General features: G+C 64.1%; 23 protein-coding genes and 1 tRNA gene. 14 read left to right on the forward strand and 10 right to left on the reverse strand.

Annotation, left to right across the window (positions count from 1 at the left end; genetic code table 11):
• Positions 1 to 49 precede the first annotated feature (49 nt).
• Positions 50 to 451 carry a c-type cytochrome gene (locus K3F49_RS31515; RefSeq protein ID WP_234684788.1) on the forward strand — a complete coding sequence of 134 codons (402 nt, stop codon included), beginning with the start codon at positions 50 to 52 and terminating at the stop codon, positions 449 to 451.
• Positions 452 to 467: 16 nt separating this feature from the next.
• On the opposite strand, the gene K3F49_RS31520 is transcribed toward K3F49_RS31515, so the two are convergent.
• Positions 468 to 1,349, reverse strand: coding sequence for a LysR family transcriptional regulator (locus tag K3F49_RS31520; protein WP_234684789.1), 882 nt, complete (start codon positions 1,347 to 1,349; stop codon positions 468 to 470).
• Between the two features lie 262 nt (positions 1,350 to 1,611).
• Between K3F49_RS31520 and K3F49_RS31525 the strand changes: the two genes are divergently transcribed.
• Both K3F49_RS31525 and K3F49_RS31530 read left to right on the forward strand, forming a co-directional pair.
• On the forward strand, positions 1,612 to 2,022 hold the full coding sequence (locus tag K3F49_RS31525) for a TadE/TadG family type IV pilus assembly protein (RefSeq protein WP_234684790.1): 411 nt from the start codon (positions 1,612 to 1,614) through the stop codon (positions 2,020 to 2,022).
• 1 nt (position 2,023) lies between these two features.
• Positions 2,024 to 3,685: a pilus assembly protein TadG-related protein gene (locus tag K3F49_RS31530; protein WP_346657370.1), complete on the forward strand. Its 1,662-nt coding sequence runs from the start codon at positions 2,024 to 2,026 to the stop codon at positions 3,683 to 3,685.
• 155 nt (positions 3,686 to 3,840) lie between these two features.
• Here the strand turns inward: K3F49_RS31530 and K3F49_RS31535 are convergent, their stop codons facing one another.
• Together K3F49_RS31535 and K3F49_RS31540 are read right to left on the reverse strand one after the other, a co-directional pair.
• Entirely contained in the window at positions 3,841 to 5,232 is a 1,392-nt protein-coding gene (locus K3F49_RS31535; protein WP_234684903.1) for a M48 family metalloprotease, read from the reverse strand.
• 134 nt (positions 5,233 to 5,366) lie between these two features.
• Positions 5,367 to 6,218 carry a thermonuclease family protein gene (locus K3F49_RS31540; protein ID WP_234684904.1) on the reverse strand — a complete coding sequence of 284 codons (852 nt, stop codon included), beginning with the start codon at positions 6,216 to 6,218 and terminating at the stop codon, positions 5,367 to 5,369.
• Positions 6,219 to 6,474: 256 nt separating this feature from the next.
• On the opposite strand from K3F49_RS31540, the gene K3F49_RS31545 reads away from it, so the two are divergent.
• The 3 genes from K3F49_RS31545 (at position 6,475) to K3F49_RS31555 (ending at position 9,356) form a co-directional block, all read left to right on the forward strand.
• A complete protein-coding gene (locus K3F49_RS31545; RefSeq protein ID WP_234684791.1) occupies positions 6,475 to 7,680 on the forward strand; it encodes an ABC transporter substrate-binding protein in 1,206 nt (401 codons plus the stop codon).
• A gap of 132 nt (positions 7,681 to 7,812) precedes the next feature.
• The gene (locus K3F49_RS31550) at positions 7,813 to 8,601 is read left to right on the forward strand and encodes an enoyl-CoA hydratase (protein WP_234684792.1); all 789 of its coding nucleotides are present in this window, start codon (positions 7,813 to 7,815) and stop codon (positions 8,599 to 8,601) included.
• Between the two features lie 2 nt (positions 8,602 to 8,603).
• Positions 8,604 to 9,356, forward strand: a complete 753-nt coding sequence (locus K3F49_RS31555) for a VOC family protein (protein WP_234684793.1) — start codon at positions 8,604 to 8,606, stop codon at positions 9,354 to 9,356.
• A gap of 352 nt (positions 9,357 to 9,708) precedes the next feature.
• Here the strand turns inward: K3F49_RS31555 and K3F49_RS31560 are convergent, their stop codons facing one another.
• From K3F49_RS31560 to K3F49_RS31570, 3 genes are read right to left on the reverse strand one after another with little or no spacing between them, the layout of a single operon-like run.
• Positions 9,709 to 10,527, reverse strand: a complete 819-nt coding sequence (locus K3F49_RS31560) for an enoyl-CoA hydratase/isomerase family protein (protein ID WP_234684794.1) — start codon at positions 10,525 to 10,527, stop codon at positions 9,709 to 9,711.
• A gap of 39 nt (positions 10,528 to 10,566) precedes the next feature.
• Positions 10,567 to 11,727 carry an acyl-CoA dehydrogenase family protein gene (locus K3F49_RS31565; RefSeq protein WP_234684795.1) on the reverse strand — a complete coding sequence of 387 codons (1,161 nt, stop codon included), beginning with the start codon at positions 11,725 to 11,727 and terminating at the stop codon, positions 10,567 to 10,569.
• A gap of 15 nt (positions 11,728 to 11,742) precedes the next feature.
• Complete coding sequence (locus tag K3F49_RS31570) at positions 11,743 to 12,807, reverse strand: acyl-CoA dehydrogenase family protein (protein WP_234684796.1); 1,065 nt, start codon at positions 12,805 to 12,807, stop codon at positions 11,743 to 11,745.
• A 234-nt stretch (positions 12,808 to 13,041) separates the two neighbouring features.
• On the opposite strand from K3F49_RS31570, the gene K3F49_RS31575 reads away from it, so the two are divergent.
• Positions 13,042 to 13,827 carry an SDR family NAD(P)-dependent oxidoreductase gene (locus K3F49_RS31575; protein ID WP_234684797.1) on the forward strand — a complete coding sequence of 262 codons (786 nt, stop codon included), beginning with the start codon at positions 13,042 to 13,044 and terminating at the stop codon, positions 13,825 to 13,827.
• A gap of 131 nt (positions 13,828 to 13,958) precedes the next feature.
• Here the strand turns inward: K3F49_RS31575 and K3F49_RS31580 are convergent, their stop codons facing one another.
• Both K3F49_RS31580 and K3F49_RS31585 read right to left on the reverse strand, forming a co-directional pair.
• Entirely contained in the window at positions 13,959 to 14,231 is a 273-nt protein-coding gene (locus tag K3F49_RS31580; protein WP_234684798.1) for a GlsB/YeaQ/YmgE family stress response membrane protein, read from the reverse strand.
• A 40-nt stretch (positions 14,232 to 14,271) separates the two neighbouring features.
• Entirely contained in the window at positions 14,272 to 14,877 is a 606-nt protein-coding gene (locus K3F49_RS31585; protein ID WP_234684799.1) for a YidB family protein, read from the reverse strand.
• Positions 14,878 to 15,020: 143 nt separating this feature from the next.
• On the opposite strand from K3F49_RS31585, the gene K3F49_RS31590 reads away from it, so the two are divergent.
• Together K3F49_RS31590 and K3F49_RS31595 are read left to right on the forward strand one after the other, a co-directional pair.
• On the forward strand, positions 15,021 to 16,028 hold the full coding sequence (locus tag K3F49_RS31590; protein WP_234684800.1) for a 2-dehydropantoate 2-reductase: 1,008 nt from the start codon (positions 15,021 to 15,023) through the stop codon (positions 16,026 to 16,028).
• 17 nt (positions 16,029 to 16,045) lie between these two features.
• On the forward strand, positions 16,046 to 16,261 hold the full coding sequence (locus K3F49_RS31595; protein WP_234684801.1) for a hypothetical protein: 216 nt from the start codon (positions 16,046 to 16,048) through the stop codon (positions 16,259 to 16,261).
• Between the two features lie 74 nt (positions 16,262 to 16,335).
• Here K3F49_RS31595 and K3F49_RS31600 read toward each other — a convergent pair whose 3' ends face one another.
• Positions 16,336 to 16,944 (reverse strand): hypothetical protein, encoded by a 609-nt coding sequence (locus tag K3F49_RS31600; RefSeq protein WP_234684802.1) that lies wholly within the window; start codon positions 16,942 to 16,944, stop codon positions 16,336 to 16,338.
• Between the two features lie 209 nt (positions 16,945 to 17,153).
• Between K3F49_RS31600 and K3F49_RS31605 the strand changes: the two genes are divergently transcribed.
• From K3F49_RS31605 to K3F49_RS31625, 5 genes are all read left to right on the forward strand, one after another.
• Positions 17,154 to 18,173 (forward strand): alpha/beta hydrolase, encoded by a 1,020-nt coding sequence (locus K3F49_RS31605; RefSeq protein WP_234684803.1) that lies wholly within the window; start codon positions 17,154 to 17,156, stop codon positions 18,171 to 18,173.
• A gap of 111 nt (positions 18,174 to 18,284) precedes the next feature.
• Positions 18,285 to 19,817 (forward strand): AMP-binding protein, encoded by a 1,533-nt coding sequence (locus tag K3F49_RS31610; RefSeq protein WP_234684804.1) that lies wholly within the window; start codon positions 18,285 to 18,287, stop codon positions 19,815 to 19,817.
• A gap of 4 nt (positions 19,818 to 19,821) precedes the next feature.
• Positions 19,822 to 20,460, forward strand: a complete 639-nt coding sequence (locus K3F49_RS31615; RefSeq protein WP_234684805.1) for an RraA family protein — start codon at positions 19,822 to 19,824, stop codon at positions 20,458 to 20,460.
• 25 nt (positions 20,461 to 20,485) lie between these two features.
• Positions 20,486 to 20,857, forward strand: coding sequence for a dimethylsulfonioproprionate lyase family protein (locus K3F49_RS31620; RefSeq protein ID WP_234684806.1), 372 nt, complete (start codon positions 20,486 to 20,488; stop codon positions 20,855 to 20,857).
• Between the two features lie 96 nt (positions 20,858 to 20,953).
• Positions 20,954 to 21,030, forward strand: a tRNA-Arg gene (locus tag K3F49_RS31625).
• Between the two features lie 38 nt (positions 21,031 to 21,068).
• Here K3F49_RS31625 and K3F49_RS31630 read toward each other — a convergent pair.
• Positions 21,069 to 21,656, reverse strand: a complete 588-nt coding sequence (locus tag K3F49_RS31630) for a helix-turn-helix domain-containing protein (RefSeq protein WP_452101132.1) — start codon at positions 21,654 to 21,656, stop codon at positions 21,069 to 21,071.
• Positions 21,657 to 21,826: the final 170 nt, after the last annotated feature.

A 21,826-nucleotide genomic window follows, 5' to 3' on the forward strand; every position in this document is an offset into this window, starting at 1 on the left:
TAAAATTCGGCCCGGACGATCCTGTTTGCTGCCGCAAACAGGAGATCACATGAACGTCCGGTCGAATTTCGTCCTTCCGCGAAGCACGACAAGTCCGGCTCTCGCCGCCATCGCGGTTGCGCTTCTATGCGCAGTCGGCCCCGCCGGCGCGACCGGCGATGTCGCGCGCGGGCAGACGCTCTACAAGGGCTGCGCGGACTGTCACTCGATCGCCGAGAACGGCGTCGGCCCGATGCACAAAGGCGTGGTCGGGCGCAAGGCGGGCAGCGTCGCCGGCTACGACTACTCACCCGATCTGAAGAAGTCGGGGATCGTCTGGACCGAGGAAAACCTCGACAAATGGCTGGCCGGACCGCAGGCCATGGTGCCGGAAACCAAGATGTTCTTCGACGTGCCGGATGCGCAGGATCGCGCGGATATCATCGCGTTCTTGAAGGAAAAGGCGCGGTAGGTTCACGCTGCCACGATCAACTGCGTGAGGCGCGGCCCTTATCGGCATTGAGACTGGCGAGGAGCGCGGACAATCGCTTTGCGAGTTGCTTCACATCGGAATCGTCCCGCCCCTCGCGAACGCAGACGACCGCGCGGGAGGGCGGTAGCTTTGGCAGATAGTAATCTTTGGACTTGACGAGATCCGGAGCGGCGAGCGCGCCCGGCATGGCGGATACGCCAAATCCTGCCCGGACGGCGCTCATGCGCACAGCGGAATCCGAGCTTCGCAGCACGATCCGGTAGGCAATGTCGCTTCGGTCCAGCGGCCCGATCATCCAATCGTCTTCAGGCAGGGTGATGATCGGAATCGGTGCGCCAGGCCGTGCGACGAAATCCCTCGACTTCACCCAGTTCGTTTCGAACTCGAATTCGCTGACAATCCGGTCTTCGAGATCCTGCCCGAAGCCCTCGAGCAGGAACAGGCAGGCGACATCAATGAAGCCCTCGAGCAGGCCGCGTCGAATTTCGCTGGAATGTTCGGCGAAAACGAAGACACCGGCCAGGCTCTCCTTGCTGGACTCATCGAACAGCCGCGGAGCGAGCAGTTGGGTAATGCCGAGCCGCCGCATGGAGGATCGGTCTGATCCGCCCAGCCGGAGAAGCTGGTCGTTGGCATCGATGATGCGCCGGGCCTGCTGGAGCGCGAGCTTGCCGAGCTCGGTCAGGGACGTCCCATTCGCGGTTCGCGTGAAGAGCTCACCACCGATAAGGCCCTGCAGTCGCTTGACCTGGGCGCTGATCGCGGGCTGGCTGAGGCTGAGTTTCTCTGCTGCCTTGGACATGCTGCCCGTCTCAGCGATAGCCACGACGGTTCGCATGATTTCCATGGGAATATTTTGAATCTGCTGTCGAAGCATCCGGGGCTCCTTCCGGCAGGCGATATCGAGAAAACTCGTCTCCCATTTCAAAAGTGTTCTTGTTTTTAGCGGCAACTCACCGGAGCTCTACGGCCAAACGATCGAACGCGTGCCGCCAACTGCTCCCGGTACCAAGTACTTCAACGGAATCTATATGGCTATTTGCATGCATAGCCACTTCAACTTTTGCGTGTAGCATCGTGCATACATCGTAAATCCGCATTCCTCAAGCTCGTAGAAATTCGGGATTTGAGGTTTTCACATGCGTTTTGCGCGAAACGAAAGTGGGGCAACGGCGGTTGAGTTCGCCATCATGCTTCCGATATTTCTCGCATTGATATTCGGCATCGTGGTGTTCGGCTCCTATTTCGCGATGATTCACGGCGTTCAACAGCTCGCCGCGGAGGCTGCGCGAACGTCGGTCGCTGGCCTTAGCGACACCGAACGCAACAGTCTCGCCACATCCTACGTCGTCGCCAGCGTTGCCGATTATCCGTTGCTCGATGCCACGAAGGTGAACGTCGTAGCGGCGCCGTCCGGCTCCGATCCGAACGTATATGTCGTCACGGTCAACTACGACGCCTCGTCGAGCTTCATCTTTGCGCTTCCTTTCGTCCCTGCTTTGCCGCCATCGATCTCGCGATCGGCGGTCATTCCGTACGGAGGATTCTGACGTGAAGCTGACGACGGTGTTTCGCCGCTTCATCGCGGATCGCTCCGGCAACTTCACCATCATGGCGGCCGGGTTGATGACCCTGGTCATCGGCTGTACCGCGCTCGGCGTCGATGTCGGATCCATCTTTGCCGACAAGCGAAAGGCGCAGAGCGCCGCCGACCTCGCCGCAATCGTCGCGGCCAGCAATCTGACCAATGCCTATAATGCAGCGTCCGCGACGGTCGTGAAGAACAATTATCCGGCCAGCTCGCTGGTTGGCGTGGATATCGGTACCTACACACCCAATTCGGCCGTGGCGTCGCAAACGCGTTTCGTTACACCGGCCACGGGATCCGCCAATGCGGCCCGGGTCACGCTGAGGACCCAGACCCCGCTCTACTTCGCTCGCTACATCACCGGCAGCAGCCAGTTCACGATCAACGCCCAGGCCACCGCCTCGAGCACGGCATTCGCCTCCTTCGCGATCGGGTCGCGCCTGGTTTCGATCAATGGCGGCCTGCTCAACGCCATTCTCGGCGGCATGTTGGGGACCAACATTTCGCTGTCGGCGATGGACTACCAGTCGCTGATCAATGCAAGGATCGATGCGTTCGACTTTCTGTCGGCGCTGGCGACACGCATGAGTCTCACGGGCGTGACGTATAACGACCTGCTGACGGGCAATGCCAGATTGCCCGATGTGGTTGCCGCGGCTCTGGCGGCACAGCAGGCCACCAACGGCCCCAGCTCGGCGACCACGGCGCTGTCCATGATATCACAGGCCGTCTCCAGCCTCTCGACCAGGATCAGCCTCGGCTCGGTGATCGATCTGGGGCCCTATAACGGCATGATCACCGGCCAGAAGCCGAAGGTCGGCGTCAGCATGTCGGTCTTCAGCCTGCTTTCCGCTGTGGCGGAGGTGGCGAACGGTACGCACCAGATCACGGCACCCGTCAATCTGGGGCTGCCAGGCATCGCCGCAGCCAGCCTCGTGGTGACGGTCGGCGAACGCCCCGTGGGCTCGAGCTGGATCGCTGTCGGAACGCAAGGTGCGAGCGTTCACACGGCCCAGACACGGATCCTGCTGATGATCCAGATCGGCGGCAGCGGAATCGTTCCTGCGATCAACCTGCCGCTCTATGTCGAAATCGCGCAAGGCACGGCTACTCTCAACGCCATTTCGTGCAACCATGCGAACATCGCCAGCTCGACAGTGACGCTTGGCGTCACGCCTGGGCTCGTCGACGCCTGGATCGGCAATGTCTCGCTGGCGGACATGACGAATTTCTCGACCAAGCCGAACCCGCCAGCAGCCGTGCTCGTCAATGTCGGCGGATTCAACGTCGCCGGCCGCGCCCATGCGGCGATCGGAAATACGTCGCCGACCTCGGTCGATTTCAGCTATGTCGATATCCAGTCGCAACTGGCGAAAACGGTCAGCACGCGGAACTTCACTTCGTCGCTGACATCGACCTTGCTCGGCGATCTCTCGCTCAGTGTCAACGGCGTCGGCGTTCCGATCTTGGGGCTGACGTCGGCGGTCAGTGGGATCCTGTCCGGCTCGACCGGCTCGATCGACAAGCTCGTCGCGTCGGTGTTGTCAACGCTCGGAGTCGGTGTCGGCCAGGCGGACGTGTGGGTGTCAGGCGTCCGTTGCGACGGTGCGGTGCTGGTCAACTAGAGCGGACTGATGATGCTCGATGGCCTCAGCGGCCGTGCCCGCCGCGCGATTGAGCGCTGTCTCGAGGGCAGGGAGCCCACAGCCGAACCACTCGGGGATTCTTGCGTGGGCCAGAAACGCACGGCGTGCTTTTGCCGCGCAGGCCGTGCCGCGCCTCAGTCCGTCACGATCTTCACGCGATCACGCACCTTCACCTGCGCGTTGCGATCGAGCCCGTTCAGGACGCGAAATCGTTCGGCCGGGTGATCGACGCCGGCCATGCGGTGAGACAGCGATTCCACGGTGTCGCCGGGCTGCACGGTGATCACCTTGATGCGCAGCGGACGCGCGGCCTGGATCTCCTCGAGGGTCAGGCGGCGGAACGAGTTGACGGTCTCGCGCGCATTGCGCTCGCTCTCGGTCGATTTCTGCCGAGTGGCGAAGATGAAGCGATAGACGTCGCTGCCGAAGCGCAGCGCATAGACCTTGAACTGCCACTGGTCGCCCTTGGCGGTGGCGGACGCGGCCGGAAAACCATTGATGGTGATGTCCTCGGTGGACGCCTTCTCGACGCCTTCCATCCAGCCGGAATTGAGGTAGTCGCCGAGCGACTGCTCGGCCGGCACGCGCACGACGTCGAAGCGCATCGCCTGCGAGCCGCCCTCGCGCACGCCGATCACCGCCTGCGCGGTGTTGTCGAGCGTGAAATTATCCGGTGCCTGGAAGGTGAAGCCGAGTTTCGGATGCAGGAAACGCCGGCCGCGGACGAAGCCCTCGCTGGGATCCTCGCCATAGACGAGGTTGTCGATCGCGGCGAGATAGCTCTCGCGGTCACGCTCGCCGCCTTCGGGGGCGACGTATTGACGAGCAATGGTCTGCGCATTCTGCACGCGCTCGGGCGTGGCCGGATGCGACGAGGTGAAATCCTGCGCGCGTGGATCGAGCGAGCTCTTGCCGGCCTTCAGCTCGGCATTGCGCTCCATCGCGGAGAGAAAGCGTGCAGCCCCATACGGGTCGAAATGTGCCTTGGCGGCGATGCCGACGCCGATGCCGTCGGCCTCGAACTCCTGGTTGCGCGAAAAGCTCGCCATGGTCAGTTTGGTCTTGGCGAGCGCGAGCGCGGTGAGATCGGGGTCGGTGCTCATGTCGGTGACGACACGGGTGACGATGGCGGCCTGGCGGGCCTGATCCTCGCGCATCGCGGCGTGCTTGGACAGCACATGCGCCATCTCGTGGCTCAGCACCGAGGACAATTCGGAGGTGTCACTGGCGAGCGCAAGCAGGCCGCGGGTGACATAGAGCTGGCCGTTCGGCAGCGCGAAGGCGTTTACCGCGCCGGAATTGAGAATCGTGACCTTGTAGCCCTGGTCGGGGCGGTCGGAGGCGGCAACGAGCCGGTCGACGGTCTTGCTGACCAGTGATTCAAGCCTGGGGTCGTCATAGGCGCCGCCATAGCTCGCCAGGATGCGTTCGTGCTCTTTCTCGGTGGCGGGGGTCTGGGCGACGGCCGGCTTTGGCTTGGGCAACGCAACGGTGGGCGGGGCCGCCGCGGTCTGGAACCGGCCCATGTCGCCGCAACCGGCGAGGGCTGTGCCCAGCACAAGGCAAAGCGCGGCCGGCGCAGCCCGAAGGCGGCGTCCTACGCCCTTTTTGTGCTGTTCTAGCACCCCATTCACGTCGCTTAACCCGTGCCTGGCCTTTGTTAAGGCCTTACCCCGATAGGCTCGTTTGCGCCCAGCAATTCGACCTGCCCCACCCGGAGCACATCGATACGCGGCCCCGTAGTCCCCTCAACCCAGCCCCGGACGCGAATACGTCTGTTTTCCAAGGACTTAAGGGCTATTCCGGCGCTTTCAAACGCCGGCAGCGTGCGCTTTGAAATAGTCACAGCAAAGCCGCGTGTCCAGCTTCGTCCGAAGTTGAGGTAGGTCGTTGCCCCAGCTTGCCGGACCGACAGGACTTTGCCCTCGACCACCATAAAGCGCCCGATCCCGGCCAAAATATCGTCCGGACTTTCCGCGTTTTTTATGGCCGACGGATCAGCCCAGTTGCCCTTTTTTTGGCGCCTTGCCTCGGCCTCCGACGACATCAGGGCGGTGGCGCACGCCTTGTCCACGATCTCTGCCGAAACGACGGCATCGCCCTGGGCGAGCAGCATGGCCTGCACCGAGGTGTCACTTTCGCCGATGAACACCAGCGCGCCCTGGCGGCCATAGCGGTCGGGTGTGTCGTCCGCGCTGCGCAGCGTCACGTCGCGGCTGACGAGCAACGAGGTCAGCGCCTGCTTCGTCGTCACCGTCGCCTCGATCCCGGTGAGGCGCACCTCGCGACCGTCGTCGAGACGTACGCTGCGCGCATCGACGATGGCCGCGACGTGGCCTTCGCCCTGTGCTTCGAATTGGCACGGTGCGGCGAACGCAGTGTGACCCGCGGCGAGAACGAATGTGGCGATGAGGTGAAGTCGTTGCGTCAAGAGACCCGGAGAGGTTGCGTTGTGCTTCAACCTTAACTCATGCGCGGTGGGTCGCGAAGGGGCTTGCTCACAATCCATCATTGCGAGCGGAGCGAAGCAATCCAGAATCTTTTCGCGGAGGCAGTCTGGATTGCTTCGCTCCGCTCGCAATGACGCGGATATATTTGTCCGCAACACACCATTCCGCTTTGCGGAAAACATGAGGCCGTCGCGAGACGCGCGTCGCGCTTCTGCTTGCTGCGCTCTTGCGCATGCGGCATGATTACGGCAACAGCGTTTGCCAAGAGCAATAATCAAGCCGCCATTCAGAGTCAGGCGATCAAGGGAGGTCTTTTCAATGAAGCATATTTTGTCGGGCATTTTTGCCGCCGCGCTGGCTCTCAGCGCGAGTGCTGCGCAGGCCCAGGACAAGCCAGCCCTGAAGATCGGCGGCATCCTCGACATGTCGAGCCTCTATGCCGACATCACCGGCCCCGGCAGCGAGACCGCAGCCAAGATGGCGGTGGAGGATTTCGGCGGCGAGGTGCTGGGACGCAAGATCCAGGTGCTGGCGGCCGACCATCAGAACAAGGCCGACCTGTCCGCCAACATCGCCCGCGACATGCTCGACAACCAAGGCGTCGAAATGATCTACGACGTCGCGGCGTCCGCGACCGCGCTTGCTGCCGGCGAGATCGCCAAGGCGCGCAACAAGATCATCATGTTCAACGGCCCGGGCTCGATCCGTCTCACCAACGAAGCCTGCGGTCCCTACACCATCCATTACGTGTTCGACACCTACGGCCAGGCCAACGTGACCGGCCTTGCGGCCGTGAAGTCGGGCCTCGACACCTGGTTCTTCCTCACCGCCGACTATGCCTTCGGCCAGGATCTGGAGAAGGACACCAGCGCCGTCGTCACCAAGACCGGCGGCAAGGTGCTTGGCGCCGTCCGCCATCCGCTCAATACGTCGGATTTCTCGTCGTTCCTACTGCAGGCCCAAGCCTCCAAGGCCAAGGTGATCGGGCTCGCCAACGCCGGCGGCGACACCGTCAACGCCATCAAGCAGGCGGCCGAGTTCGGCATCACCAAGGGCGGCCAGAAGGTCTCGCCGCTGCTCGCCTTCGTCTCCGACATCGACTCGATCGGGCTCGAGACCGCGCAGGGTCTGCTGCTGGCCGAAGCCTTCTACTGGGACCTCAACGACGACACCCGCGCGTGGTCGAAGCGCTTCATGGAGCGCACCAAGCGGATGCCGACCTCGGCGCAAGCCGGCGTCTATTCCTCCGTCATGCACTATCTGAAGGCGGTGAAGTCGGCGGGTACGACCGACTCTGCCGCAGTCATGAAGGTGATGAAGGAAACGCCGATCAACGACTTCTTCGCCAAGAACGGCAAGATCCGTGAGGATGGCCGCATGATCCACGACATGTACCTGTTCGAGGTGAAGAAGCCGTCGGAGTCCAAGGGACGCTGGGACGATTACAAGCTGCTCGCCACCGTGCCCGGCAGCGAATCGTTCCAGTCGCTGGAGCAGTCGCGCTGCCCGCAGGTGAAGAAGTAAGCATCGTCATTGCGAGGAGCTCTTGCGACGAAGCAATCCAGACTGTCTCCACGGAAACATCTCTGGATTGCTTCGCTGCGCTCGCAATGACGAGGTGATAGCCCGGTCTAACAACAACAAGGGAGACGTCCCATGAACGACATGGTTCTGCAAAACCTCGAAGGTGGGCTGCTCACCATCACCATGAACCGTCCCGAGCGAAAGAACGCGCTCAATCCCGAGATGGTCGCGGGTCTGGTCGAGGCGGCGCGGCGCGCGGCCGACGATCCCGAGGTGCGTGCGGTGCTGTTCAAGGGCGCTGGCGGCTCGTTCTGCGTCGGCGGTGACGTCAAGTCGATGGCGGCCGGCCGCGCGCCGCTGCCGTTCGAAGTGAAGATGGCGAACCTCCGCCGCGGCATGGAGGTCTCGCGCATTCTGCATCAGATGCCAAAGCCGGTGGTGGCGCAGCTCGACGGCGCGGCAGCGGGCGCCGGTCTTTCGATGGCGCTGTCGTGCGATCTGCGCGTTGCCTCGGAATCCTGCAAGATCACGACGGCTTTCGCCAAGGTCGGTTTCTCCGGTGACTACGGCGGTACATACTTCTTGACCCAGCTGCTCGGCAGCGCACGGGCGCGCGAACTTTACCTGACGTCGCCCGTGCTGACGGCGAAGGAAGCGCACGCGATCGGCATGGTGACCAAGGTCGTCCCCGACGCCGAGATCGATGCGGCCGCGCACGAGTTGGCGCTATCCCTGGCCCAGGGGCCGTCGATCGCGCTCGGCTACATCAAGCGCAACATCAACAATGCCGAACACCTGCCGCTGGAAGATTGCTTCGACGGCGAAGCCATCCACCACACCCGCTGCAGCGATACCGAGGATCACAAGGAGGCCGCGAAGGCTTTCGTCGAGAAGCGCAAGCCGTCCTTCAGGGGCGCATGACGATGGCGCCCTATATGCGGCTGCGGCAGATTTGTCTCGTCGCGCCGCAGCTCGCGCCTGTCATCTCTGATATCGCCGAGATCATGGGCCTCGCCGTCTGCTACCGCGACGGCAATGTCGCGAAATACGGCCTGGAGAACGCGCTGCTCCCGGTCGACACGATCATGCTCGAGGTCGTCGCGCCCTTCAAGGACGGCACCACGGCCGGCCGCTTCATCGAGAAGACCGGCGGCCGCGGCGGCTACATGGCGATCTTCTGCTGCAATGATCCGGACGAGCGCGGCCGCAACGCCGATGCGCTCGGTGTGCGCACAGCTAACGTCATCGACCACGCGCCCTATCACGGCGTCCAGCTTCACCCCCGCGACTGCCGCGCCGCCTTCATCGAATTCAACCACACCGAAGGCAGCGACGATATTTTGGGTACGTATCCGCCGGCCGGACCGGACTGGCAAAAGTTCATCCGCAAGGATGTGACGCAAGCGCTGACGGCCGTGGAGATGCAGAGCCCGGACCCGCAAGGGCTGGCGGCGCACTGGGGCAAGATCGTCGGGGTTGCAGCTGATGGTGAGGCCGAATTGAAGCTGCCCAATGCGACGTTCCGCTTCGTCAAGGGTGCCGACGAGATCATGAGTGCGCTGGAGTTTCGCGTGGCTGATGCGGCACACGTGCTGCACGTGGCGAGGTCAAAGGGGCTGGCGGTGGCGGGGAACGAGTTTCTGTTGGGCGGGGTAATGTTCCGGCTTGCTGTCTGAGCTTTTGCCTTCGCAGCTCTCAATCCGTCATCCTGAGGTGCGAGCTGTACGGTGCGTAGCAACGTGCAGGGAGCTTCGAAGGATGTGCGGCCCGATTGGTGGCCGTTCATCCTTCGAGGCCTTCGCCACGCTCCGGCACCTCCAGCGACAGCGGCTACGCCGCTGCGCTGGGATGACGGATAACGATAAAAGCAGGGATTCAACATGCCGCATCTGCTCGACAGCTTCTTCGCACCCGCAAGCGTCGCGCTGATCGGTGCCTCCCGTGATCACGAGAAAATCCCCCGGCCTTCGCCGGGACGACACGGGAGGTTGTAGAGACGTCAGAGTGATACGGCGAGAGACGCCGCGCTCACCGCCCCCTAAAATTCGCCGTGCGCCGCTCTTCCGTGGCCTTCACGCCTTCCTTGAAATCTTCCGTCGCTCGCAGGCGGGTCTGCTCGGCGAGCTCGTGATTGGTCGCGGCCATGACGCGATCGGCCAATCCGGCGCGCATCGTGGCGCGGGTTGAGAGCAGGCCAAGCGGAGAGCATTCGGCGATCTCGCCGGCGAGCTTCATCGCGCCCGCCTTGACCTGATCCTGCGGCACCAGCACGTTGGCGAGGCCCCATTTGACGGCTTCTTCGCCGGTAACGCGGCGGCTGGTGTAGAACATCAGCTCGGCGTTGTTCTTGCCGATCAGCTCGGGCAGCGTCGTCGTCAGGCCGAAGCCGGGATGGAAGCCCAGCTTGGTGAAATTCGCGGAGAAGCGCGCTTCGGGGCAGGTGACGCGGAAATCCGCCGACACTGCGAGGCCCAGGCCGCCGCCGATGGCGGCGCCCTGCACGGCGGCGACGATCGGCTTCTTGGCGCGGAAGATGCGCACGGCCTGGATGTAGAGATGATTGATCGCCCCGAGGCTGTCGGCCGGATCGCCCTTGGCCGTCTTGTCGGCTTCGCGCGCTTCCTGCGCCTGCCGTGCCGGGTCCTGGAAATTCGCGCCGGCGCAGAACGCCTTGCCCTGTGCCGAGAGAACGGAGGCGCGGATCTCGATGTCGCGATCGAACTCGTCGAGCGCGTCCGCGATCTGGTTGATCAGCGAGATGTCGAAGAAATTGAGCGGCGGCCTGCGGATCTCGATGGTGCCGACGTGCCCGACTTTCTCGACGCCGATATCTTTGTAGGTGCTCATGATGTCCTCGAAAAGTTAGCTTAAACCAGGTCCGCGCGACTAGCGCAGACCAAGCCCGCGGGCGATGATGCCGCGCAGCACCTCGGTGGTGCCGCCCTGGATGGTGAGTTTCGGTGCGGTCTTGATCGCGAAGTCGAGCTGCCGCTGCAGCGTCTCGCGGTTGGTCGCGGTCTCCTCGACGAAGGCGGCGAGATCGCGCACGCGGTGCGGAAGCTGCTGCTCCCAGACCGTGCCGATGTCCTTGACGATGGACGCCTCCACCACCGGCTCCTTGCCGGCCTGCAGCATGCCGGCGACCGAGACCGACATGCGCCGCATGGTGTGGAGTTGGGCGACGAGGCGGCCGATGCCTTCGGCGCTGCGTGTATCCGGATCGGGACCGACCGCGCGGACCAGCTCGGTCAGCACGTAATAGGTCTCGAGGAAGCGCTCGGGACCGGAACGCTCATAGGCCAGCTCCGACGTCGCCTGCTTCCAGGCGCCGTCGACCTCGCCGAGGACGTGATCCTCGGGCACGAAAAAGTCGGTGAAGACGACCTCGTTGAACTCGTACTGGCCGGTGATCTGCCCGATCGGGTTCACCTCGATGCCCGGCTGCTTCATCTTGACCAGGAACTGCGTCAGGCCGTGACGGCGGTTTTCCTTGGTTGGCGGCGAGGTCCGGAAGATCGCGATCATGTAGTCGGCGATGTGCGCCGACGAGGTCCAGATCTTGGTGCCGTTGATGAGATAGCCGCCGTCGGTCTTGGTCGCGCGCGTCTTCGCCGCGAACAGGTCGGAGCCCGAGTTCGGCTCGCTCATGCCGATGGCAAAGCAGATCTCGCCGCGGCAGATCCGCGGCAGGATGTCCATCTTGATGTGTTCGGGTGCGTATTTGATCAGCACCGGCCCGCTCTGGCGGTCGGCGACGAAGAAGCGCCGCGTCGGCGCGTTGGCGACGCGCATCTCCTCGGTCACCACGTAGCGTTCGAGGAAGGAGCGTTCCTGGCCGCCATATTTCTTCGGCCAGGTCATGCCGAGCCAGCCCTTGGCGCCGACCCGGCGGGAAAATTCCGGCGCGTCCGTGTCTTCGCGGTTGGGCTTGTGCGGATCGAAGGTGCCGGCGGCGATTTCCTCGGCGAGGAACGCACGCACTTCCTTGCGCAGTTGCTCGCACTTCTCGGGCAGGCGGATCGGATCGAAACGAAGGGCAGCGGTCATGTGTTTCGTTCCCTGTTAGCGCGACGCCACGAGCGGCCACAATTCGTCGGCGCCACGCCTGGCGACCAGCTTGCCGAGCTCGACAGCCCAGTGGCTTTCCGAACCGAAATCATCGCGCCAGGCCAGCGCCCGCAACGAGTAGCGGTGCAGGATGTGCTCGTTGGTGAAACCGATCGCGCCATGAACCTGATGCGCAATGCCGCCGCCTTTTTCCGCGGCTTCGGCGCAGCGGATCTTTGCGGAGGCGGCTTCGAGATAGACCTCGTCATCGAACGATTTAGCGTTGGCGATAGCATCCGCGGCAGAAGTCGCGGCCGCGAGCGCGGCGGCGGATTCGCCGGCGAGGCGCGCGAGATTGTGCTGCACCGCCTGGAATTTCGAGATCTTCTTCTCAAATGCGACGCGCTCGTTGGAGTAGCGCACGGAGATGTCGAGCATGGATTCCAGCGCGCCCGCGATCTGCAGGCTGCGCGCGACGCCGCCGATCAGCATCATCGTGGTCTGGTCGAAGCCTTTGGGTGCGACCTTGATGGCGACAGGCTGGACCTTGTCGAGCGTGACGGTATCGCTGTGGTCGTAGCCGACATTGAGACCGGATTCGATCCGGCCCTTGCCCGCATCGACTAGCGCAATCGAGATGCCGTCCTTGCCATACGCGAGCACTGCAAAATGCTTCGCAGCCTTGGCGAAGGGAATGCCGCGGCAACGGCCGGAGAGCGCGCCGTCAGCATCGAGCGTGATGCGGTCCCTCGGAGACGCAGGCAGCACGGTCATCTCACCTTCGGGCGAACTGATCTTCGCCTGCGCAAGCAGCCAGCCGGCGAGCATCGTCTCGGCCAGGGGAACCGCGATCGCGAAACGGCCGGCTGCGTTCAGCAAGGCAAAACCGTCGGCAAGGCTCGCGCCGGAGCCGCCGAGATCGTCGGGTACCCAGGACAAGGGCAAGCCGGCCTCGCTCAGCGCCTGCCACAGCGGCGCCTGCCACGAATCCTTCTTGTCGTTGTTGATGGTTTGCGGGTCGGCGAGATCGGCGAAGATCTTCTCCGCGGTCTCGACGACGATATTGTCACTCTCCGCCACAGCGTTCCCCGTGTTTTGCCATTGGCGCGGTCCGCCCGACGGTGCGGCGCGCGTCTCTTCTTGCGCCCGATGATCCGAAAAAGCCATGGCCCTGACAAGCGTTGATCGCAGGCCAACCTGCGGCGCGGGCATGGGCGGCAAGCTAATTCCGCTTAGCGGAGTTTGCTCGATTTGCAGGGCGCGGCAAACTCGCTAAACAGGGCGCCACATTCAATCACGGGGAAGGAAATCCGGATGGCCAAGGACAGTTTGTGCGCAGTCGTGACGGGGTCCGCATCCGGACTTGGTGCTGCGACCGCGGAAATTCTCGCGCGGAGCGGGGCGCGGCTCGTCATCAACTATTCGTCGAGCAAGACCGAAGCCGAGGCCACGGCAGAGCTCTGCCGCAAGGCCGGCGCCGCAGAAGTGCTGGTCGCGCAGGGCGACGTCTCGAAGGATGACGATTGCCGCAAGATCGTTGTGGCCGCGAGCGGCTGGGGCAGGCTCGATATCCTCGTCAACAATGCCGGCACCACCAAGCACGTCGCCCATGCCGATCTCGACGGATTGTCGGCCGAAGACTTCCAGCGCCTCTACGGTGTCAACACCATCGGCCCGTTCCAGATGGTGCGCGCGGCGCGCAGCCTGCTCGAGGCTGGGTCGAAGGCATCGGGGCGGCCGTCCGCCGTGGTCAACGTGTCGTCGGTCGCCGGTATCAGCGGCGTCGGCTCGTCGATCGCCTATGCCGCCAGCAAGGGCGCGCTCAACACCATGACGCTGTCGCTGTCGCGCGCGCTGGCGCCGCTGATCCGCGTCAACACGGTGTGCCCCGGCTATATCGACACGCCCTGGTTCACCAAGGGCCGCGGCGAGGCCGGTGCCAAGCAGGTGCGCGACAGCGTGGTGGCGAAGGTGCCGCTCAAGGTCGCCTCATCCGCCGAGGACATCGCGCAGCTCGTCTGCTTCCTGGCAATGCCGGCCTCCAGCAACATGACCGGCGAAGTCGTGCGCATGGATGCGGGGATGCATTTGATTACGTGAACTCGTCATTGCGAGCGACTTGTCCGCCATAGCTCGAAGAGCGACGGCGGAAGCGAAGCAATCCAGAACGCGTCCGCGGGGACGGTCTGGATTGCCTCGTCGCAAGGGCTCTCGCAATGACGAGGGGAGAGCTACCCCTTGATCACGCCGCTCGCGACCAGGCGGTGCCAGATGAACAGCACCACCACCGCGCCGATCGTGGCCATGATGAATCCTGCGCCTTGATCCGGGCCGTAATGGCCGATGGCCTGGCCGATGAAGGTCGCGAGAAACGCACCGACGATGCCAAGGATGGTGGTGAGGATGAATCCGCTCGGATTGTTGGGTCCTGGTGCCAGGAAACGCGCGATCAGGCCGGCGATGAAGCCGACAACGATGATCCACAACAGGCCGCCCATGCTCATGTCAGTGCTCCCCTTGCCGAATGCGTAGATCCAATTTCGACTAAATTCGTCCCGAAACCTCGTTCTCGGTCGGTAGCCGTCCGTCCGGCGTCAAATGATCAATCACCTGCGGCAGGTACTGGCTGAGGCCCGAGAGCAGTTCGTCGCGCGACAGGCCGCTTTGGGCCGACAGGCTCTGGATCTGGTCGGCGCCGAGCGCATTGGCCAGATCGCCAGGGCTTATGGCCTTGTTCTCACCCTTGCCGACCCAGGTGTTCGCGGCCTCGCCGTGACCGCCCTGCTGGAGCTGGTTGAGGAGATCGCCGAGACCGCCGCTGAGCACGGAGCCCGCCGCGCCGCCCGCGAGCAGGCCGCCGAGGCCGCCCTTGAGGAGATCGCCGAGGCCGCCGCCTCCGGCAAGCGCGCCCCCGACACCGCCGCCAGCACCCGCATTCACCGGCGGGGGAAGGTGCGTTGGCGTCGGAGACGGCTGCGGCGTCGCCCCGGGTTGGCCTGCCGTCAAATGCTTGAACGTCTTCCAGGCGAGCAAGCCAAGGATCGCCATGGTCATGGGCGACATCCCGCTGCTTGATGAGGACTGCGAACTCGGGGTGCTTGGGCCGCGCGGGCCATTCTGCATGCCGTTGAGGACGTCTAGTAGACCCATGGCGTTCTCCTGCCGGTAACAAAGCCCCTGCGAAAACATATGAGGCTCTCATGACGGTTACAAGGCGATTGCGTCGCAACCTGGCAATGGGCAGCCGGCTTCCTCTCTGCTATCGAGGGCGGTCATTTTGGGACCGAGGCCTCGTGAATACGGATCGACCGATCGTGGTGGCCGGCGCCGGCGCCATCGGCTGTTTTGTCGGAGGCCAGCTGGCGGCTGCCGACCGTCGGGTCGCACTGCTGGTGCGGCCGCGGGTGAAGACCGAGATCGAGCGGTTCGGCCTGCGGCTGACGGATTTCGACGGCGCCGAGAAGAAGCTGGATGCGGGCCGGCTCGCGCTGTCGGAAGATCCCGCAATCTTCCACAGCGCGGGCATCGTGCTGGTCACGGTCAAGAGCGCCGACACGGCCGACGTCGCGGACCAGATCGCGCAGCACGCGCCTCGGGATGCCGTCATCGTATCGTTGCAGAACGGTGTCGGCAATGTCGCCGTGCTGCAAGAGCGGCTCGGCGGCCGGCGCGTGCTCGCCGGCATGGTGCCGTTCAATGTGGTCGCAATGGGTGAAGGGCGTTTCCACCGGTCGACCTCCGGCGACATCACTGTCGGCGAAGATGCTGACAACACGGCAGCGGCGCTCTCGGTGCCGGGCCTCAATTTGCGCGCAAGCCGCGACATCGCCGGCGTGCAATGGGGCAAGCTGATCATCAACCTGAACAACGCGCTGAGCGCACTGTCCGACATGCCGCTCGCCGCGCAATTGGCGAACCGCGACTGGCGAAGACTGTTCGCCGACCAGATGGCCGAAGGTCTGGCCGCGCTCAAGGCCGCCGGTATCACGCCGGCCTCGGCCACGCCAGTCCCGTCGAACTGGACGCCGACCCTGCTGAGATTGCCTGACATGATCTTCAACGCGATCCTGGGACGGACGATGAAAATCGATCCCGAGGCGCGCTCCTCGATGTGGCAGGATTTGAAGCAGGGCCGCAAGACCGAGATCGACTATCTCCAGGGCGCGGTCATTGCGCTGGCCGAGCAGAACAATGTCGATGCGCCGCTGATGCGCCGCATTGTTGCGCTGATCAAGCAGGCGGAGACGGCCGGTAAGGGCCCGCCGGGGCTTTCGCCGCAGCAGATCCGCGGTGTGGGTTGAGCGCGAGGAGGAGCGGGATGGAACGCTGTTTGATGATCGGGCTGGCACTGGCCGCGCTTTGCGGCGCGTCGACGCTGGCCGACGCCCGGCCGCCGACCGTCATGAATTCTCCCGGCTACGATGCGCGCTTGCAGGAGAGCCGCAAGGCGTTGAGCGGCACGACGACCGCGCCTGAACCGGCTGCGCCGCCGGTGACCATTCCGAAGCGGAGCAAGAAGAAGCTGCCGAACTGAGGCAACAAACTCCACCGTCGTCCCGGATCGGCGCTCCGCTTGTCCGGGACGGGAGCGGAGGTTGAAGTCGCAACTTACCCCTTCTTCGCCGGCTTGCTCGGCGTCGGGCTGAACAGCTTCTTAAATTCGCTCAAGCCTTCCGACAGCCGCGGCCATTCGCAGGAGAACGAGCCCTTGGTACAGGGCGCGCCTTTCTGCCGCAACACCTTCGGCCGTTCCACGGGCACGGGCACCCGCTCGACCTCGGTTCGCAGTGCGACCCGCTGAAGCTGCTGCACCTGCTGTTCCTGTTGCTCGCGCTGCTGCCGTGCCGTGGCCTGAGCCGCTTCATTGCTGCGGCGCTGATTGGCGAGATAGGCGGTGTAGGATTCGTCGATCTTCTTCTGCTCGTCCGGCGTCGGGTTCGGCCCGGCGATATCGAAGGTGCGATCCTGGAGGAAGTCGTAATAGGTGTAGCCGCCGCCCGCCTTGCGCCGGCCGGCGAATTTTGCGTTGCAATCGGCAAGTGCCGCGGTCTTTTCGGCTTTGGTCGCGGATTTTTCGGCCGCGTCTGCGCATTCCTCGAAGTCGACAGGTGCGCGCTTCCACCATTGCGCGTGGGCATGCGACCACGTCAGCAGAAAAAATCCTGCTGCGGCAATCAGAAGCGGCGCCGCACGACGCGATGCAACTACGTCCGACATTCTACGAGAGCATTCCTTGCAAAACTCAACCCGAACTGAGTCGGGCCTGATTTTTGCTCCATTATGGCCAACTTGTCACCCGTGGAACTCGGGAATTTCATGGCTGGGATGCTGACATTTTTTGCTTGACGTGGCGCGGGAGTCACAGCCGCGCGGCACAGGATGCGTTTAGAGTTTTATCGGTTCGAATGTGAGGGGAAATATTCGTCATGAGAGCGCTGAGCTGTCTCGCCGCAATCGCGTTGGCGCTGGTTTGTGGCCGCGCACTCGCCGCAGAGGACGATGCCCCCAACAACAAGCCGGTGAAGGTCGTGGCCGATGCGCGGCTGTCGGTCGGCGGCCAGGGCACGTTGCCGCTCTATCTCTCCAGCGACTGGTCGATGCCGCTGCCGACGATCTCGCGCGCGATCATCGTGCTGCACGGACGCCTGCGCAATGCCGACGAATATTATATCTCGGCCCACACCGCGCAGGTCGCAGCCGGTGACGATGGCAAGAGCGCGCTGATGATCGTGCCGCAGTTCCTGGCGGAGGTCGATATCGAAGCGCACAAGCTGCCCGTCGACACGCTGCGCTGGTCGCTGGTGGGGTGGGAGGGCGGCGATGCTGCGCTTGCGCCGAACCCGGTCTCCTCCTTCGAGGCGCTCGATGCGATCCTGGCAAAACTCTCCGACCGGCGCATCTTCCCGAACCTGAAGCAGGTTGTGGTCGCCGGCCATTCCGGTGGCGGCCAGGTCGCGCAGCGCTACGCCATCGCCGGCAAGGGCGAGGCGGCACTGTCACGCCAGCACATCGACATCCGTTACGTCGTCGCCAATCCGTCGTCTTATGCTTATTTCGGCAAAGAGCGGCCCGTGCCGGCGATTGCCGCGTCCTGCGCGGGCTACGACAATTGGAAATACGGCATGGACAGCCGGCCGCCTTATCTTGCGGACGTAACGCCAGTGGCGCTGGAGCAGCGTTATGTCGAGCGTGACGTGATCTATCTGCTCGGCATGCTCGACACCAAGCCTGCGGCGGACAAGAGCTGCATGGGCGAGGCGCAGGGCCCAAGTCGCTACGCCCGCGGCCACGCCTATGCGGATGCGATGGCGAAGCGCAATCATGGCACGCCCAATCACCGGGTGTGGGACGTTGCCGGCGTCGGCCACGACGGCGACAAGATGCTGACCTCGAAATGCGGCCTCGCGGCGCTGTTCGATAGTCCGGGCTGCGGCGCGGAGCGGTGAAGCTGATGCCTTGAAGGCTTGCGCCTTGAAGGTCCAGCTCCGGCTGTTACACTTCGTCCCGCGGGCGCTTCACCCTGAGGCGACGCCAAGAAGACGAAGTGGAAACGCCTGATGCTGCTGCCCCTGTCCGATGTGCCGCGCTGGTACGCGCAACGCAAACCAGAAGGCACCATCGCCGTCCAGCATGGGCAGGATAGGCTGACCTGGGACCAGCTCGAGCGCGGCGCCAACCGGCGCGCGCGGGCATTTGCGGCGAAGGGCGTCAAGCCCGGCGATTTCGTCGCGATCGGATTGCCGAACGGCAACGCGTTCTTCGAGACGACGTTTGCGGTGTGGAAATGCGGGGCGACGCCGACCTCGCTGTCATGGCGGCTGCCACGCGGCGAAGCCGCAGCCGTGCTCGAGATTCTCAAGCCCGCGCTGGTGGTCGGCGGCGAGGCCGACTGGAATGCGCCGAACCGGCTGCCGGCGGATTTCGCGCCGGAAGGCTTTTCCGACGAACAAATCGATCCGCCGGTGGCGCGCTACTGGAAGGCCATGACCAGCGGCGGTTCGACCGGCCGTCCCAAGGTGATCCTCGATCACAACCCCGCAGTCGTCGACACGGCCACGCCGCCGCCGCTCAACATGCCGTTCGGCGCCTCGCTGCTGAATCCGGGCCCGCTCTACCACAATGCGCCGTTCATCGTGTCGCATTATGCGCTGTTCTACGGCGGCAAGCTCACCGGCCTCGTCAAGTTCGACGCCGAGGAGACGCTGCGGCAGATCGAGCGCGAGCACGTGCAATGGGTCAATTTCGTGCCGACCATGATGCATCGGATCTGGGCGCTGCCGGAGAACATCCGCAACGCCTACGACGTGTCGAGCCTGCAGACCGTGTTTCACATGGCAGCTCCGATGCCGCCCTGGCTGAAGGAGAACTGGATCGCCTGGCTCGGGCCGGAGCGGGTCTGGGAGCTCTATGGCGGCACCGAGCGGCAGGGCTCCTGCATCATCTCAGGGACGGAGTGGCTGGCGCACAAGGGCTCGGTCGGCAAGATCGGCGAGATGGCGAGGCTCCGCATCATCGGCGAGGACGGCAACGACGTCGTGCCCGGGGAGACCGGCGAGATCTACTTCCTCAACAATGACGGCAAGGATGCCACCTATCACTATCTCGGCGCCGAGCCGAAGCGTCGCGCCGACGGCTGGGAATCGCTCGGCGATATCGGCCGGCTGGACGCCGAAGGCTATCTCTATCTCGGCGACCGCCTCGCCGACATGGTGCTGCGCGGCGGCGCCAACATCTATCCGGCCGAGGTCGAAGCTGCGGTCTCCGAATGTCCCGGCGTGCGGTCCTGCGTGGTGGTGGGCCTGCCGGATCCGGAGTTGGGCCAGCGTGTGCACGCCATCATCGAGCCGGAGGCGAACGCGGACGGTCAGGCGATTGCGGACGGCATGGCCGACTTCCTGAAAGACAAGCTCAGCCGCTACAAGCATCCCGAGAGTTTCGAGATCGTCAGCACGCCGCCGCGCGACGATTCCGGAAAGGTTCGCCGCACATTGTTGCGCGACGCGCGCGCCGCGTGGATGAAGGAAGGCCGTGCCTTCCGCATCATGCCGGCGAAGGCGCGCACGCCGAGTAAGAAATCGCAGAAGGACTGAATTCATGACGATCACCATCGCGGCGAACAGCGTGCCGAAGCCGCCGGCCGATATCATCGAAGGCTTTCGGAATGCACCGACCTCGATCATATCAGACAACCTCGGTCGGCTGCCGGGCGCGGTCGGGCTCAAACCCTATCACCGCAGCGGCAGGCTGATCGGTGCGGCCTTCACGGTGCGCACCCGGCCCGGCGACAATCTCGCCATCCATCGCGCGCTCGAGCTGGTCGGTCCCGGCGATGTCATCGTGGTCGATGGCGGCGGCGACGAGACCCGGGCACTGGTCGGCGAGATCATGAAAAACATCGCGCAATGGCGCAAGGCGGAAGGATACGTGATCGACGGCGCGATCCGCGATGTCGCGGCCTTCGCCGGCGACGACTTCCCCTGCTTTGCTCGCGCCGTGATCCATCGCGGCCCCTACAAGAACGGTCCCGGTGAGATCAACGTGCCTGTCACGATCGGCGGCAGCGTGATCTCGCCGGGCGACATCGTGGTCGGCGACGAGGATGGCGTGGTGTCGTTTCCTGCCGCTGGCGCGGCGGCGTTGCTGGAGGCGGTGCGTGCCCAGATCAAGCGTGAGGACGAGACTCTGAAGGCGATCCGCGAGGGCCGCTATCAGGGCTCTTATGGCAAGTCGTAAATCACGGCAGGACAGGGAGATCGGCGTGGGCCAGAAGGACGAATTCCACAATCTCGACAATGCCGCCGACGGGCTATTTCGCAAGCTGGCGGCGGGAGTGACGACGCGCATCTTTTCCGGCGAGCATGCCATGCTGTCGGTGGTGACGCTGGCGCCGCACGCGCAAGGCACGCTGCATCATCATCCCGAGGAGCAATGGGGCGTGCTGCTCGACGGCTCCGCAATCCGCGTCCAGGGCGGCGAGGAGATTGCTGTGAAGAAGGGCGACTTCTGGCGTACGCCCGGCAACGTGCCGCACACCATGCGCGCCGGCCCCGCCGGCGCCCGCGTGCTGGACATTTTTAGCCCGCCACGGCCCGAGTACAAAAAGGCAGGGTCGGGGTTCGGGGCGACCTGAAGCGCGCTCTCGGATTCAATCAAGCGGAGGGCTTCCGAAGCGCGCCTCGCTTTGATATGTACACCTCCAGGCAACCTGCCCCTTGGCGGGTTCCGCGGTCCCGTAGCTCAGCCGGATAGAGCGGCGGTTTCCTAAACCGTAGGTCGCATGTTCGAGTCATGCCGGGATCGCCATTATCTCCATTTGCAATCGCAGGCGACGCGGCGAAGCCTCAGGGCTGATGCCGCCGCGTGATCGCGACCTGGGCGGCCTGCGTATAGAGGCTCGATACCAGCTCAAGATGGGAGCCCGCGGCCTCCGACTTATCGGCCCAGCCGTCCAGCGCTTCCAGCATTGGAGGGAGCGTTGCCGCCCGCAGGCTTGCATAGGCTTCAGTGACATCGTGGCCCCGCTCGGTCGCGCGGTACCGCGTTTCCTTGCGCGACGACGAGCCCTCGGTCTCGATCAGGCCGGCCTTCACCAGCTTGCGGGTTGCGTATTGCAGATTGGGGACGTCGACGCGGTTGAGCAACTGGCCGATCTCCGACAGCCGCTTCGGCTCGTCGCCCATGCGCACCACGTTGAGCACGGCGACGTCGTCGCCGGTCAGCGGCACATCGCAGACGGCGGCAAGGCAGGCGGCCTTCCAGCGGTAATAGGCTTGCGCCAGTCGCTCCAGCCTGAACTCGAACTCGGAGAGGCGCCGCTCGGTCTCGGTGCGCGCCAGGTGCCATGAGCCCGCCCGCTCGGCGGCGGCCGGCCGCTTGTCTCTCGCGGCCGTGCCTGTTCGTCGCGCGGCCGCCTTCTGCGTCTTCCTCAACATCGTCTCCTGATTCCCACCGTCGCTCACGGCCTGGGCAGGCTGTGCTCAATCTATGCTATTTACAAGTTCGATTCTTACATTAAAAATTCAATTAAGAAAGCATGATGAAAAGGCAGGCGCCTTCTCATGCCGGACGCGTCAAACAGACGCGCCGAAATGGGAGAGGG

Origin of the sequence: Bradyrhizobium monzae (assembly GCF_021458635.1) — a bacterium.
Lineage (GTDB): Bacteria > Pseudomonadota > Alphaproteobacteria > Rhizobiales > Xanthobacteraceae > Bradyrhizobium.

Coding starts and splice junctions, on each gene's coding strand:
- K3F49_RS31515 (WP_234684788.1), top strand. CDS start 50: ATGAACGTCCGGTCGAATTTCGTCCTTCCGCGAAGCACGACAAGTCCG.
- K3F49_RS31520 (WP_234684789.1), bottom strand. CDS start 1,349: ATGCTTCGACAGCAGATTCAAAATATTCCCATGGAAATCATGCGAACC.
- K3F49_RS31525 (WP_234684790.1), top strand. CDS start 1,612: ATGCGTTTTGCGCGAAACGAAAGTGGGGCAACGGCGGTTGAGTTCGCC.
- K3F49_RS31535 (WP_234684903.1), bottom strand. CDS start 5,232: ATGGGCCGGTTCCAGACCGCGGCGGCCCCGCCCACCGTTGCGTTGCCC.
- K3F49_RS31540 (WP_234684904.1), bottom strand. CDS start 6,218: ATGATGGATTGTGAGCAAGCCCCTTCGCGACCCACCGCGCATGAGTTA.
- K3F49_RS31545 (WP_234684791.1), top strand. CDS start 6,475: ATGAAGCATATTTTGTCGGGCATTTTTGCCGCCGCGCTGGCTCTCAGC.
- K3F49_RS31550 (WP_234684792.1), top strand. CDS start 7,813: ATGAACGACATGGTTCTGCAAAACCTCGAAGGTGGGCTGCTCACCATC.
- K3F49_RS31555 (WP_234684793.1), top strand. CDS start 8,604: ATGGCGCCCTATATGCGGCTGCGGCAGATTTGTCTCGTCGCGCCGCAG.
- K3F49_RS31560 (WP_234684794.1), bottom strand. CDS start 10,527: ATGAGCACCTACAAAGATATCGGCGTCGAGAAAGTCGGGCACGTCGGC.
- K3F49_RS31565 (WP_234684795.1), bottom strand. CDS start 11,727: ATGACCGCTGCCCTTCGTTTCGATCCGATCCGCCTGCCCGAGAAGTGC.
- K3F49_RS31575 (WP_234684797.1), top strand. CDS start 13,042: ATGGCCAAGGACAGTTTGTGCGCAGTCGTGACGGGGTCCGCATCCGGA.
- K3F49_RS31580 (WP_234684798.1), bottom strand. CDS start 14,231: ATGAGCATGGGCGGCCTGTTGTGGATCATCGTTGTCGGCTTCATCGCC.
- K3F49_RS31585 (WP_234684799.1), bottom strand. CDS start 14,877: ATGGGTCTACTAGACGTCCTCAACGGCATGCAGAATGGCCCGCGCGGC.
- K3F49_RS31595 (WP_234684801.1), top strand. CDS start 16,046: ATGGAACGCTGTTTGATGATCGGGCTGGCACTGGCCGCGCTTTGCGGC.
- K3F49_RS31600 (WP_234684802.1), bottom strand. CDS start 16,944: ATGTCGGACGTAGTTGCATCGCGTCGTGCGGCGCCGCTTCTGATTGCC.
- K3F49_RS31605 (WP_234684803.1), top strand. CDS start 17,154: ATGAGAGCGCTGAGCTGTCTCGCCGCAATCGCGTTGGCGCTGGTTTGT.
- K3F49_RS31610 (WP_234684804.1), top strand. CDS start 18,285: ATGCTGCTGCCCCTGTCCGATGTGCCGCGCTGGTACGCGCAACGCAAA.
- K3F49_RS31615 (WP_234684805.1), top strand. CDS start 19,822: ATGACGATCACCATCGCGGCGAACAGCGTGCCGAAGCCGCCGGCCGAT.